We start from the raw sequence: 12,745 nt of genomic DNA on the forward strand, positions 1-12,745 counted from the left end.
CTGCGGCTACGTTCCGCGACACCGTAGCCCGAGTCGAAGGGGTGGTCGCATGGCCGAAGTCAGCGCGGAGGCACACATCGAGGCACCGGCCGAGAAGGTGTGGGCGCAGCTCACGGACTGGCCCGCGTACGGGGAGTGGAACGCCACCCACACCAGCTTCCCGCAGGGCGGCCCCACGGCTCTCGAGGTGGGCGCCACGTTCCAGGAGAACATGAAGCTGATGGGCTTCCCGGCCGAGGTCGAGTGGACCATCGAGGAACTGGAGCCGGCTCGGGTGCTGGCCATCCGCGGCAAGGGCCCGATGGCGGTGACCGTCGCCAACCGCTACACCCTCACCCCGGACGGCGACGCGACGACGGTCCGTATGGACGGCGAGTTCACGGGCGCCGCGGTGGCGCTGATGGCGGGCAAGCTCAAGGACTCTGCGACCGCCGCGCTAAACGAGTCGCTGCGCAAGCTGGCCGGGCTGGTGACCTGACAACAGCCCGGCAGCAGACACGAAGGCGCCCCGCGGATCGCTCCGCGGGGCGCCTTTTCACGGCTCTGCGACCGTCAGTCCTCGTCGGCGAGGATCAGGTACAGCTTCTTGCGGGCATCGGTGATGACCGCGAGGGCCTTCTCGCGCTGCTCCTTGCTACCGGTCTTCCAGACCTGGCCGAAAGCCTCCATCAGCCCGAAACCGGCCTGGCGGATCTCGTTCAGCGCCTCGAAGTCGACGCCGCGGGAGGCTTCCTCCCAGGGCGCGTCCGGACCTTCCTCGGCCGCGGTGCGGCCCGCCTCGGTGAGCGCGAACAGCTTCTTGCCGCCCTCGCTCTCACTGGCGATCAGGCCCTCGTCCTCCAGCAGCTGGAGGGTGGGGTACACCGAACCCGGGCTGGGCTTCCACGCCCCGCCGCTGCGTTCGGCGATCTCCTGGATCATCTCGTACCCGTGCATGGGCCGGTCCCTGAGCAGGGCCAGGATCGACGCACGTACATCGCCGCGCCGCGCCCTCCCCCTCGGTCCGCCACGCCCTCGAGGCCCCCAGGGGCCCGGTCCGCCGAAACCACCGGGGCCGCCGCCCGGCCCGAAGGGGCCGAAGGCACCACGCCGTCCGTCGAAGCCGCCTCGGCCGCCGCGGGGGCCGGGTCCACCGTGTCCACGTTCGAATCCATGGGAACGCATCGCAATCACTCCATCCATCGTTGATCTGTCGCGATGCGTCAACGATATATCGGAATACTTCGCATAGCAAGCCTCTGCCGAAAGGCCTGGTCAACCGTTCGGTTGAATCGCGGATACCACTCCAGCGCGCCCCTCGCTCCGCCCGGCGGACGCGAACACCCGCCCTGAACGAACAAGCTGCGTACCTCACCCCCCAGCAGAGAGGCCCCCGCAGCATGTCCAGCTTCCCCAGCAGACGACGTGTCCTCGCCACCGGCGCCGGTGCGGCCATCGGTATCGGTGCGCTCGGCGCCAACCCGGCCCAGGCCGCCCCCGCCGCGCGTACCACCGGATCCGAGGAGACCAGGACCCTCGACGAGCTCTACAAGGCGGCCCTCGCGGAGGGCGGGAAGCTCGTCCTCTACGCCGGCGGGGACACCCCCACCCAGCAGGACTTCACCAAGGCCGCGTTCCTCAAGCGGTTCCCGGACATCGACCTGACCCTGGTCGTGGACTACAGCAAGTACCACGACGTCCGCGTCGACAACCAGTTCGCGACCGACACCCTCGTCCCCGACGTCGTACAACTGCAGACCCTCCAGGACTTCACGCGCTGGAAGGAGCAGGGCAGGCTCCTGCGCTACAAGCCGGCCGGGTTCTCCAAGGTGTACGACAAGTTCAAGGACCCGCACGGTGCCTGGGTCGCCATCGGGGCGATCGGCTTCAGCTTCATGTACGACACCTCGGCGGTCGGCTCGGGCGCCCCGCGCACCCCGCTGGACCTGGTCGACCCGAAGTGGAAGGGCCGGATCGCCTCCTCCTACCCGCACGACGACGACGCGGTCCTCTACCTCTACTCGCTCTACGTCCAGAAGTACGGCTGGGAGTGGGTGGCCAAACTCGCCGCCCAGGACGTGCGCTTCGCGCGCGGCAGCAACTCCCCCGGCGACGCGGTCCGCGCCGGCACCCACGCGATCGGCGTCGGCGGCTCGGGCGCCCCGCTCGCCACCGGGCCCGTGAAGTGGGTCGTCCCGGACAGCGCCCCGTTCATGGCGTGGGGCCAGCGCGCGGCGATCCTGAAGCAGGCCGCGAACCCGACCGCGGCCAAGCTGTACCTCAACTGGCAGCTGTCGCTCGCCACCCAGCAGGGGTCCTTCAACGGCTGGTCCGTGCGCACCGACGTCACTCCCCCGGCAGGCCTGAAGCCGGTCTGGGAGTACCCGAACGCGCACCTCGACGGCTTCCCCCGCTTCATGGCCGACCGTGCCGCGATCGAGCGCTGGAAGCAGACCTTCGCCCTGTACTTCGGCGAGGTGAAGGGCGACCCCACGCCCGGCTGGCCGGGCCTGCACCCCGGCGCGTAGGGGCGGACAGCGCGCCCAGCCGTTCACATCGGTCATACAGCCCCCGGATAGACTCGGACGCCCTGTCCAAGTGGATCAGTGAGTCCAAGGGGATCTGCCGTGACCGACCGCGCTCCCGTCCGCGGCACCCGACACGCCCTGCAACACGCCCCGCACTTCGTGTTCTTCCTGGTGGTCGGCGCCGCCGCCGTGCGGCTCGTCGATCTCAACAGCCCGCTGTGCTGGCACATGGTCAGCCTCAGCGGGCTGCTGGCCGTCGTGTACGGGGCGGGTCTGGGCCTGTGGAGCCGGCTCGGCCCCGCCCTCCGGCTCGCCTGGATCACGACGCTGATCGGTCTCTGGAGCTTCCTCCTGTTCCTCGTCGAGGCGCCGGTGACCTGGGCGTACGCCTGGTGCGGCGTACCGCTGGCGTGCGCGGCCCTGCGGGCTCTGGGGAAGCGGGCGGCGCTGGTCGCGGTGGCCGCGATCTCCGTCGTACTGGGCTGGCGGCTGGTCGGCTCGACCGGCCGGCTCGACCTGGAGATGGCGCTGATCCCGGTCGCGGCGGTCTGGGGCACCGTGGCCCTCTACCGGACACAGCAGCGGGACGCCGCCGAACGCCAGCGCCTCCTCGACGAGTTGCGGAGCACCCGCGACAACCTCGCCGAACAGCAGCGCCAGGCCGGCGTGCTGGCCGAACGCACCCGGATCGCCCGCGACCTGCACGACACCCTGGCCCAGGAACTCGCGGGCAGCCTGATGCTGCTCCAGGCGGCCGAGCGGGACTGGGACCGGCGGCCGGACGCGGCCCGCACCCGGGTGCGCGCGGTGGCCGACGGCCTGGACGGCAATCTCGCCGAGACCCGCCGGATCATCCACGACCTCACACCGTCCGCCGTCGCCGAGGAGGGGCTCGAAGGCTCGCTGCGGCTGCTGTGCGCCCAGGCGGAGCGGGAGGGGTCGGCCGCCCAGGTGCGGTTCCGGTCCGCGGGCGAGCCCCGTCCCGTCCTGGACGAGCAGGCGGCCGCCACCCTGTTCCGGATCGCGCAGGGCACGCTGGCCAATGTCCGCGAGCACGCCCGCGCGGTGAACGTCCTGGTCACCCTTCACCACGAGGCGGACCGGATCGAACTCGACGTACAGGACGACGGAGTGGGCTTCGACCCGGCGGGCGCAGGGGCTCTCGCCCGTCCGACCCGCGGCTTCGGCCTGCCCGCCGCGCGCGCCCGGCTCCGCGAGTGCGGCGGCGACCTGCGGGTCACCAGCGCGCCCGGCCGGGGCACCCGGGTCCGGGCCGTGCTGCCGGCGGCGGCTCCCCGTCTGACCCCGGCGACCGCCGGATGACCGTACGGCTGGTGATCGCGGACGACCACGCCGTCGTACGCGCAGGGCTGCGGGCCCTGTTGGACGGGGAACCGGATCTCGAGGTGATCGCGGAGGCGGGCAGCGGCGAGGAGGCCGTACGGCTCGCCGCGGAGCTGAAGCCGGACGTCGTGCTGATGGACCTCCGGTTCGCCGGTTCCGCCGTCGACGGCATCGAGGCGGTCCGTCGGTTGACCGTCGAGGCCCCGGCCGTGCCCGCGCTGATGCTGACGAGCTTCTCCGGGCGGACCGACGTCGTGCGGGCACTGGAGGCGGGCGCCCGGGGATACGTCCTCAAGGCCGGGCCGCCCGAGGAGCTCTTCCGGGCGGTCCGTGGCGCCGCCGCCGGCGCCCTGGCCCTCGCCCCCGAGGTCGTCGGCGAGCTCGTCGGCCAGGTGGTCAGCCCCGACGTGGATCTGACCGGGCGCGAGGTCGAGGTCGTACGGCTGGCGGCGGAGGGTCTGAGCAACCGGGCCATCGCCCAGGCCCTGTTCCTCAGCGAGGCGACCGTCAAGACCCACCTGGTGCGCGTCTACCGCAAGTTGAAGGTGGAGAACCGCGCGGCCGCCGTGACGGAGGCCGCGCGCCGCGGACTCATCCAGCTCGACTGACGGCCCCGAACAGTTCGGCCGGCCCTCAGTGCCCTCGGAAGGCCTCCTCCAGCCACCAGGCCCCGTGCTCGCCCGCCACCTTGGCGTCGACCAGCAGCGGCGCCGACCGCGGCCCCGCCACCCAGTCCTCGACCGCCTTGAGATCGGCGCGCGTCCGCACGGTCACCGCTTCGAAGCCGTAGCCGCGGGCGATGGCGGCGATGTCGGTCGGCGGGAAGGTGACCGTGTCGAGCGGGAAACCGTCCGGCCCGAAGTGGTGCACCTCCGCCCCGTAGCCCTCGTCGTTGTAGACGACCACCACCATCGGCAGCCCCAGCCTGCGTACGGTGTCCAGCTCGGCCGCGCCCATCAGCGCGCCGCCGTCGCCGAGCACGGCCACCGGCAGCCGGTCGGGCCGGGCCAGGGCCGCGCCGATCGTGGTCGCCAGGCCCAGGCCGATGGACTGGAAGGCCTGCGTGAAGCAGAAGCCGTCCTGGTCGGGCACCGACAGATAGGCGCTCGGGTAACCCATGAAGTTCCCGGAGTCCACGCCGACGACCCGCTCCGCCGGGAGGATGTCGTCGAGCGCGATGCTCAGCGTCCTCGGGTCGATGCGGTCCCGGGTGCTCTCGTCCTCGTACGGCACGTCCCGTCGGCGCACCCCCACGCCGAGGCCTTCCGCGCGGTACCCCTTCCGCCGCGCGCCGCCCGCGTCGAGTGCGCGCCGGGCGGTGCGGGCCACGTCGCCGACGACACCGAGGTGGACCTCGCGGTGGGCGCCGAGGGCGGACGCGTCGTCGTCGACCTGGACGACGGTGGCGTCCGGGCCGATGAGGCGGCCGTGCCGCATGGTCCACATGTTCAGGGCGCAGCCCCAGCCGACGATCAGGTCGGCGCCCTGGATCAGTTCGGCCGTCAGGTCGGACGCGAAGCCGCCGGAGATGCCGAGCGACCAGGGGTCGCCGTGGAACAGACCGTGGGCCACGGCCGACGTGGCGAGCAGCGCGCCGTGGTGCTCGGCGAGCGCGGTGAGGGCGTCGCGGCCGCCGGGTGAGCGGGCGCCCCGCCCTGCCACGAAGACGGGGCGGTGGGCGCGTTCGAGGGCCGCCACCAGGGCCGCCACATCGGACTCGGACGGCTCGACGGCGGCCCGCGCGGGTGGCGGGGCGGCGGCGATGGCGGCGGTGTCGGGCAGGTCCAGGGCCTGCACGTCCAGTGGGAGGTTGAGCAGTACCGTACGGCGCTCGTGCAGGGCACGTCGTACGGCGTCGCAGGCCTGCTCGACCGCGGAGTGAGGGGACGCCACGCGCTCGGTGACCGCGCCGACGGCCTGGGCCAACGCCTCCTGGTCGACGTAGAAGTTGGAGGTGGGCCGGGTCGCCTCGGCCGCGAGCACGAGGAGGGGCGTGCGGCTCTTGGCGGCTTCCGCGATGCCGGTCAGGGCGTTGGTCAGCCCGGGCCCCTGATGCACGCTCAGTGCGGCGACCTTCCCGGTCATCCGTGTGTGGGCGTCGGCCATGGTGGCCGCTCCGCCCTCGTGGCGGGCGGCGACGTAGCGGGCCCCGGTGGCCACCATGGCGTTGGTGAGGTGGAAGTTGCCGGAGCCGACCACGCCGAACACATGGTCCACGCCGGCCGCGGTCAGTGCCCGGCCGACGGCTTCGGCGACCTTCATGACCGCTCCACGAGGGCGAGGACACGGGCGGGTGAGCCGGAGCCGTTGAGGATCGGCAGCGGGCCGGCGATGACGACGGCACCGGTGGCGGGCAGTTCCGCGAGGTTCTGCAGCTGGGTCAGGCCGTACTTGTCGTTGCCCATCAGGTGGGAGTGGCACGGGAAGGCCGGGTCGAAGGAGTGGGCGCCTCCGGCGTCGGTGCCGACCGTCTCGGTGCCGAGGCCGATCACCGGTGACTCCTCGGCGACCCAGCGGGCGCACTCCGCGGACAGGCCCGGGGTGTGCGGGCCGTTGTCGTCGGCGTTGAGGAACTCCTCCTGCGAGTGCGAGCGCGCGTCCCAGCCGGTGCGCAGCAGCAGCCACCCGCCCTCGGGCAACGGGCCGTTCTCCGCCTCCCAGGCCTTGATGTGGTCCACCTCGACGAGGAAGTCCGGGTCCTTGGCGGCGAGTGCGGAGAAGTCCAGCACGGCGGCGGGCGCGATGAGCCGGCTCGCCGGTACGGAGGCCACGTCCGCGAGGTCCTTGCCGGTCACCCAGTGGTTGGGCGCGTCGAAGTGCGTACCGGTGTGCTCACCCGTACGGAAGTTGTTCCAGTACCAGGCCGGGCCCCGGTCGTCGTACCGGCTGATCTCCTCCAACTCGAACACCTGCGTCTGCCCGAACCCTTCGGGCAACCGGATCACCGGCGTCTGCGACGACAGGGGCGACGTGAGATCGACAACTTCGATCGCACCGCTCCGCAGCCCGGACATCAGCGCGGCGAGGACGGACGGCTGGGACATGACGGCCTCCTGAACTGTCGTGTGCGCGAGACGCGTTGACGACAGTCGCACCGCATCGACGAGCTCGTCCAGAGGCCGCGGCTCCCCGTATGTCGCCAAATCGGTCCAGTGACCCGGAATTGGCCTTGGCCTGCGGCTTCGTGGTCGGCCTAGCGTCGGCGTCATGCGTATCCGAATAGTCGACGCCTTCACCGACCGGCCCTTCGCCGGCAACCCGGCCGGGGTCCTGCTGCTGGACGCCTTCCCGGACGACAACCGGCTGCAGAACATCGCCGTCGAGGTCAATCACGCCGAGACGGCGTTCGCCCACCGTCTTCCCGAGGGCGGCGAGGCAGACTGGGCGCTGCGGTGGTTCACGCCGGCCGCCGAGGTCAACATGTGCGGGCACGCGACGCTGGCCACGGCCCATGTGCTGCACACCACCGGCGCCCACGAGGGGCCGGTGCGGTTCGCCACGCGGAGCGGTGTGCTCATCGCGACGCCCGGTGCGGACGGGTCGATCACCCTGGACTTCCCGACCGCGCCGCTGACCCCGGTCGAGCCTCCGGAGGGGGTCGCGACAGCCCTCGGCGCCGAGCCGCTCATCGCCTTCGACACCGGTCCGAACGTCGGCGACCTCCTCGTCGAGCTCGCCGACGAGAAGACCGTCCACGCCCTCACCCCCGACCACAAGGCCCTCGGCGCCTACTCGGAGCGCGGCATCATCGCCACCGCCCGCGCCGAGAACCCGGCGCTCGGCCACGACTTCGTCTCCCGCTGCTTCTTCCCCAACGTCGGCATCGACGAGGACCCGGTCACCGGCAGTGCCCACACCGCCCTGGCGCCCTTCTGGTCCGAGCGGCTGGGCCGTACCGAACTCACCGGTCTGCAGGCCTCGCCCCGCTCCGGCCGCGTCCGCACCCGGCTGGCCGGCGACCGCACGCTCCTCACCGGCCGGGCGGTCACGACGATCGAGGGCGAGTTGCTCGTATGACCCTCGCGGGCCGGCTGTCGGCGGCTCACGCCGTCGGTAGCCAGCCCACCTTCCCGGCCAGCAGCGCGTAGCCGACGAACGCCCCGATGTCGAGCAGCGAATGCGCCACCACCAGGGGGCCCACCCGCCCCCACCGGCGGTAGAGGTAGACGAACACCACGCCCATCACCATGTTGCCGATGAAGCCACCGATGCCCTGGTAGAGGTGGTACGAGCCACGCAGTACGGAACTGGCCATCAGCGCGGACCCGGGCGTCCAGCCCAACTGGCCCAGCCGACGCAGCAGATACCCGACGACGATGACCTCTTCGAGGATCGCGTTCTGCATCGCGGACATGATCAGCACCGGGTACTTCCACCACACCTCGGGCAGCGCCTCCGGCACCACCGTGAGGTTGAACCCCAGCCCGCGTGCGGCCAGGTAGAAGGCGATGCCGGTACTGCCGATCACCGCGGCGACCGCCGCCCCGCGGCCGAGGTCGGGCCACGGTCTGGTGCGGTCGAAGCCGAGGGTGCGCAGGCTTCCGCCCTCACGCAGCAGGAAGTGCGCGACGAGCAGGACGGGCACGAGGGACGAGGCGATCCCGAAGAGCTGCCAGGCCAGATCGAGCCAGGGGCGGCCCGGCGCGGCCGAGGCGTTGAGGGTGGCCGCCTGGTCCTTGAGGCCGCCCGGTTTGGTGACCGATCCGACAAAGCTGATCAGGGCGGACACTCCGCTCGCACCGAGCGAAAGCCCCAGAACGAGCATCGTCTCATCCCGGAAGATCCGCCGCGAAGACCCCTCCTCTGGAAAAGAATCGGCCACGCGGCCCGCCTCTCCCTGCACACCTGACTCCAATTCAGTAATCCCGTCCCATCCCCATCGCCGCCCCGCTAGGGTCTCGAAAGAAGTTGCGAAGATCGTGCGCGACTGGCCGTTGGGGGACGGACACCGTACGGGGCTGACCTCCCCTCTGCATGCCATACGGCCGTGAGACCGGCAGAAGGTAACAACAGGGAGGGGCACCACAGTCATGGGACGTCACAGCTTGCCCGATCAGTATGGGGCGGGCGGCAGCGACCCCCGCCCACACACCCGCCGCCGTACGGTGGCCATCGCGACCGTGCTCGTCCTGACCGTCGCGGGCGGCACCGCGGCCGCCGTCCAGAGCGGACTGCTCTCCTTCGGTTCCACCTGTCAGGACGACGCGGTGGACCTGCAGCTCGCCGCCTCGCCCGACATGGCCCCTGCCCTGCGCGCCGCCGCGAAGCGGGCCCGTGACATCAGCCTCACCTCCGACGGGCACTGCGTCGACGTCGAGGTGACCGCGCACGACTCGTACAAGCTCACGGACACACTGCTGGCAGGTAGGCAGACCGACGTCCAGGTGTGGGTACCGGACTCGGAGCTGTGGGTCCAGCGGATCGCGGCGGACACCAAGGCGACGGAGGTGACCCCGGTCGGCAGCTTCGCCTCCAGCCCGGTCGGCGTGGCCATGGTCCCGGAGGCCGCCAAGTCGCTGGGGTGGCCGAAGAAGTCGTACAGCTGGATCGAGCTGGTCGGCGCCACGATGCAGGACGACTCCCTCAAGCTCGGCGCGGCCGACCCCTCGCGCAGCGCCACCGGACTGCTCGCCCTCACCCAGCTGGGCTCCGGCGCCGCCGAGATCAAGGGCGGGGACACCCAGGCCGCGGCCATGATGAAGACCCTGTCGCAGCGCACCTCGGACAGCGACACCCAGGTCCTGGACACCCTGCCGCGCGACGCCTCGGGCACCGAGAAGGGCAACCCGAAGCGCAACCAGGCGCTGATCCTCAGCGAGCAGGCGGCGTTCACCTACAACACCGCGGCCGACGGCGAGGGCCTCGACCTCTTCTACCCGAAGGACGGCTCGCCCCGGCTCGACTACCCGTACTCGCTGGTCGACCAGACGGCGCTGAGCACCGACGAGAGCCGGGCGGCGCTGAAGTTCATGAACTATCTGCGCAAGCCCGAGCAGCGCCGGCTCATGGAGAAGTACGGGTTCCGCACCTCCACCGACGAGGTCGCGCAGACGCTGGTGACGCGGGCCGGCGGCAGCAAGCCGCAGCCGTACGCGCAGGACGCCCTCAAGCCGGCCTCGGAGGCGGCCCTCCAGGAAGCCCTCGGCACATGGACGATCACGGTGCAGAACGCACGGGTCACCACGGTCGTCGACGCGTCCTCCTCCATGTCCGAGCTGGTCCCGGGCACGAACCGGTCACGCATGGACGTGACCAAGGCATCTCTCCTCCAGGCGCTCGCCACGTTCACGCCGGAGGACGAGATCGGTCTGTGGCAGTTCTCCACCAAGCTGGACGGCGACAAGGACTACCGCGTCCTCGTCCCGACCGGACGCCTCGGCGACAGCAAGGACGGCGGAACCCAACGGGACAAGCTGTCGGCGGCCTTCAGCGAACTGGCTCCGGTCCCGAACGGCGCGACGGGCCTGTACGACACCACGCTCGCCGCGTACACGGAGGCCACCGCCTCCTACGCCAAGGGCAAGTTCAACGCCCTGGTCGTGCTGACCGACGGCGTCAACCAGGACCCCGGCAGCATCTCCCGCTCCACGCTCATCAGGCGTCTGCAGGAACTCACCGACCCCGACCGCCCGGTCCCGCTCATCATGATCGCCGTCGGCCCCGACGCCGACCGCGAGGAGGCCCAGCAGATAGCGAAGTCCACCGGCGGCACCGGCCAGGAGGTCTCCGACCCCTCCCAGATCCACGAGGTGATCCTCAAGGCGATCGTGGCGGCGGGGGCGGAGGGGAGCGGGCAGGGCTGAGCGGGCGAAGGGGGCCCATCCGGCCGTGCCCTTCCCCGAGTACCTTCCCTCGCCGCTCACCCCAGCGGCACCGGCTCCGGCAACCCCACCGGCCAGGTGTGCACCGGCTCACCGAGGTGCATCAGCTCGGCGTACCGGCGGGTCGTCGCGGCGAGTGCGGCGTCGCGGTCGAGGCCCGACTCCAGGGCCCGGTGGAACGTCGAGGCCTGCCAGGTCGCCCCGTTGGCCCGCCGCCGGCACCGCTCGTCGATCACACCCAGGTACAGGTCCCGGTCCGCGGGTTCGACCCCCCACGCGTCCAGGCCCGCCGACGCGAGCGGCAGCAGTTCGTCGCGTACCAGGGTGACGGCGTCGACCTGGGTCAGCCCGCCGCCGTACCGTCCGCGCCGCGGCCAGTCGAAGCGGGCCTCGATGCCGTGCTTGCAGGCCGCGTCGAAGTTGGCGGCGGCTGCCTCGAAGGGCAGCCGGGTCCACACCGGCCGGGAGTCCTCGGCGAGGGCGCGGACCACGCCGTAGTAGAAGGCCGCGTTGGCGATGACGTCGGTGACGGTGGGCCCCGCGGGCAGGACCCGGTTCTCCACCCGCAGGTGCGGGACACCGTCGGCGATGCCGTACACCGGCCGGTTCCAGCGGTACACGGTGCCGTTGTGCAGGACGAGTTCGGCGAGCGAGGGGACGCCCCCCTCGTCCAGGACCCGCAGCGGATCCTCGTCGTCGCAGATCGGCAGCAGCGCCGGGAAGTAGCGCAGGTTCTCCTCGAACAGGTCGTGCGCCGAGGAGATCCACCGCTCCCCGAACCAGGTCCGCGGCCGCACACCCTGCGCCTGGAGCTCCGGCGGCCGGGTGTCCGTGGACTGCTGGAACAGCGGCGGCCGCGACTCGCGCCACAGCTCACGCCCGAACAGGAAGGGGGAGTTGGCTCCTACGGCGATCTGCGCGGCGGCGACGGCCTGCGCCGCGTTCCACACGTCGGCGAAGCGGCCCGGGGTGACCTGGAGATGCAACTGCACGGAGGTGCAGGCGGCTTCCGGGGCTATGGACTTCGAGGTGCAGACGAGATGCTCGACGCCGTCGATGTCCAGGACGAAGTCCTCGCCCCGGGCGGCCACGATCTGTTCGTTGAGCAGCGCGTAACGGTCGACGTCCGAGAGGTTGGAGGAAACCAGGTCGTCCCGGTCGAGCGTCGGCAGAATGCCGATCATCACGATTCCCGCGTCGAGCTCTCCCGCTTTTCGATGGGCATATGCCAGCGAGGTGCGGAGTTCTTCGGCGAGCCGATCGAATACCCGGCCCCCCAACGGATGTGGGGCTATGTTTACTTCCAGGTTGAACATGGCGAGTTCTGTTTGGAAATCTCGGCTTGCGATACGCTCGAGAACCTGCGCATTCAACATTTTCGGCATACCGTCGGCACCGGCGAGATTCAATTCGATCTCGAGCCCCATGAGGTTCTTCGGGCGATCGAACCGCTTCTCCGCCAGCAGCCGCTCCAGTCCCGTCAGGCACTTGCGGAGCTTGCCGCGGTAGAGCTGCCGATCGGACAGGTCGAACCGACCTGCCGCGACCTTCTCCCCCATCGAGCGTCCCTCCTTGGATGTGCGGACCGAAGATCCGGCCGCCGGTGTCGGGTCACGTGGGATGATGCCCAGTGGAGACGATCGATAACGTCCCGCGCGGCCTCGGTGCCCGCTACGCTGTTGGAGGAGACCGGCGGCACATTCACCGGGCATGCGGCACTGTGCAGTTTCGGGTTCCCCACACGCCTCGTGAAAAACGCCGACGAGAATTGGCCGACCGCACCCACGGTATTCATCGAGGTCATCGCCGTACCGTCGCCGAAAATCGGGATGATTCCCACGTATCGCCGACTGAATGACCCCTTGCTGTTCACGTCGGAAACGGGTAGATGAAACACCGTCTGAACACGTGTCGTATAAACTCCGCGAACGAGGCAGAAGGTTGGCGCCGACGGTCTGTTGATCCTGTCGTCGAGGTGACGTACGGCAGGTCTCACGCACAGCCCACGCATCCATGACCCGGCCCCCGCCTCTCTGACCCCGCGAGCTGACAGCGCCGTCCGCCCACGCCCTC

11 protein-coding genes are annotated in these 12,745 nt (G+C 71.0%); 6 read left to right on the forward strand and 5 right to left on the reverse strand.

The window, feature by feature from the left end:
- The first annotated feature begins 49 nt into the window (after positions 1 to 49).
- On the forward strand, positions 50 to 478 hold the full coding sequence (locus tag OHU89_RS09970) for an SRPBCC family protein (protein ID WP_266895286.1): 429 nt from the start codon (positions 50 to 52) through the stop codon (positions 476 to 478).
- A 74-nt stretch (positions 479 to 552) separates the two neighbouring features.
- On the opposite strand, the gene OHU89_RS09975 is transcribed toward OHU89_RS09970, so the two are convergent.
- Positions 553 to 1,164 (reverse strand): PadR family transcriptional regulator, encoded by a 612-nt coding sequence (locus tag OHU89_RS09975; RefSeq protein WP_405641784.1) that lies wholly within the window; start codon positions 1,162 to 1,164, stop codon positions 553 to 555.
- A gap of 215 nt (positions 1,165 to 1,379) precedes the next feature.
- On the opposite strand from OHU89_RS09975, the gene OHU89_RS09980 reads away from it, so the two are divergent.
- From OHU89_RS09980 to OHU89_RS09990, 3 genes are all read left to right on the forward strand, one after another.
- The gene (locus OHU89_RS09980; RefSeq protein WP_405641786.1) at positions 1,380 to 2,507 is read left to right on the forward strand and encodes an ABC transporter substrate-binding protein; all 1,128 of its coding nucleotides are present in this window, start codon (positions 1,380 to 1,382) and stop codon (positions 2,505 to 2,507) included.
- 99 nt (positions 2,508 to 2,606) lie between these two features.
- Positions 2,607 to 3,830 (forward strand): sensor histidine kinase, encoded by a 1,224-nt coding sequence (locus OHU89_RS09985; RefSeq protein ID WP_405641788.1) that lies wholly within the window; start codon positions 2,607 to 2,609, stop codon positions 3,828 to 3,830.
- Complete coding sequence (locus OHU89_RS09990; protein WP_405641790.1) at positions 3,827 to 4,459, forward strand: response regulator; 633 nt, start codon at positions 3,827 to 3,829, stop codon at positions 4,457 to 4,459. Before OHU89_RS09985 ends, OHU89_RS09990 begins: the two co-directional genes overlap by 4 nt.
- 25 nt (positions 4,460 to 4,484) lie before the next feature.
- Here OHU89_RS09990 and OHU89_RS09995 read toward each other — a convergent pair whose 3' ends face one another.
- Together OHU89_RS09995 and OHU89_RS10000 are read right to left on the reverse strand one after the other, a co-directional pair.
- Positions 4,485 to 6,113, reverse strand: a complete 1,629-nt coding sequence (locus OHU89_RS09995) for a thiamine pyrophosphate-binding protein (RefSeq protein WP_405641792.1) — start codon at positions 6,111 to 6,113, stop codon at positions 4,485 to 4,487.
- Entirely contained in the window at positions 6,110 to 6,895 is a 786-nt protein-coding gene (locus tag OHU89_RS10000; protein ID WP_405641794.1) for a cyclase family protein, read from the reverse strand. Before OHU89_RS10000 ends, OHU89_RS09995 begins: the two co-directional genes overlap by 4 nt.
- Before the next feature lie 163 nt (positions 6,896 to 7,058).
- Between OHU89_RS10000 and OHU89_RS10005 the strand changes: the two genes are divergently transcribed.
- Positions 7,059 to 7,868 (forward strand): PhzF family phenazine biosynthesis protein, encoded by an 810-nt coding sequence (locus tag OHU89_RS10005; protein WP_405641796.1) that lies wholly within the window; start codon positions 7,059 to 7,061, stop codon positions 7,866 to 7,868.
- Positions 7,869 to 7,893: 25 nt separating this feature from the next.
- Here the strand turns inward: OHU89_RS10005 and OHU89_RS10010 are convergent, their stop codons facing one another.
- Complete coding sequence (locus OHU89_RS10010; RefSeq protein ID WP_405641798.1) at positions 7,894 to 8,694, reverse strand: CPBP family intramembrane glutamic endopeptidase; 801 nt, start codon at positions 8,692 to 8,694, stop codon at positions 7,894 to 7,896.
- A gap of 187 nt (positions 8,695 to 8,881) precedes the next feature.
- On the opposite strand from OHU89_RS10010, the gene OHU89_RS10015 reads away from it, so the two are divergent.
- On the forward strand, positions 8,882 to 10,654 hold the full coding sequence (locus OHU89_RS10015; RefSeq protein WP_405641800.1) for a substrate-binding and VWA domain-containing protein: 1,773 nt from the start codon (positions 8,882 to 8,884) through the stop codon (positions 10,652 to 10,654).
- 56 nt (positions 10,655 to 10,710) lie between these two features.
- On the opposite strand, the gene OHU89_RS10020 is transcribed toward OHU89_RS10015, so the two are convergent.
- Positions 10,711 to 12,231: a glutamate-cysteine ligase family protein gene (locus tag OHU89_RS10020; protein WP_405641801.1), complete on the reverse strand. Its 1,521-nt coding sequence runs from the start codon at positions 12,229 to 12,231 to the stop codon at positions 10,711 to 10,713.
- Positions 12,232 to 12,745 lie beyond the last annotated feature (514 nt).

It is taken from the genome of Streptomyces sp. NBC_00019, assembly GCF_045041015.1.
In the GTDB taxonomy this organism is placed as follows: Bacteria; Actinomycetota; Actinomycetes; order Streptomycetales; family Streptomycetaceae; genus Streptomyces.

Coding starts and splice junctions, on each gene's coding strand:
- OHU89_RS09975 (WP_405641784.1), bottom strand. CDS start 1,164: ATGCGTTCCCATGGATTCGAACGTGGACACGGTGGACCCGGCCCCCGC.
- OHU89_RS09995 (WP_405641792.1), bottom strand. CDS start 6,113: ATGAAGGTCGCCGAAGCCGTCGGCCGGGCACTGACCGCGGCCGGCGTG.
- OHU89_RS09990 (WP_405641790.1), top strand. CDS start 3,827: ATGACCGTACGGCTGGTGATCGCGGACGACCACGCCGTCGTACGCGCA.
- OHU89_RS10015 (WP_405641800.1), top strand. CDS start 8,882: ATGGGACGTCACAGCTTGCCCGATCAGTATGGGGCGGGCGGCAGCGAC.
- OHU89_RS09980 (WP_405641786.1), top strand. CDS start 1,380: ATGTCCAGCTTCCCCAGCAGACGACGTGTCCTCGCCACCGGCGCCGGT.
- OHU89_RS09970 (WP_266895286.1), top strand. CDS start 50: ATGGCCGAAGTCAGCGCGGAGGCACACATCGAGGCACCGGCCGAGAAG.
- OHU89_RS10000 (WP_405641794.1), bottom strand. CDS start 6,895: ATGTCCCAGCCGTCCGTCCTCGCCGCGCTGATGTCCGGGCTGCGGAGC.
- OHU89_RS10005 (WP_405641796.1), top strand. CDS start 7,059: ATGCGTATCCGAATAGTCGACGCCTTCACCGACCGGCCCTTCGCCGGC.
- OHU89_RS10020 (WP_405641801.1), bottom strand. CDS start 12,231: ATGGGGGAGAAGGTCGCGGCAGGTCGGTTCGACCTGTCCGATCGGCAG.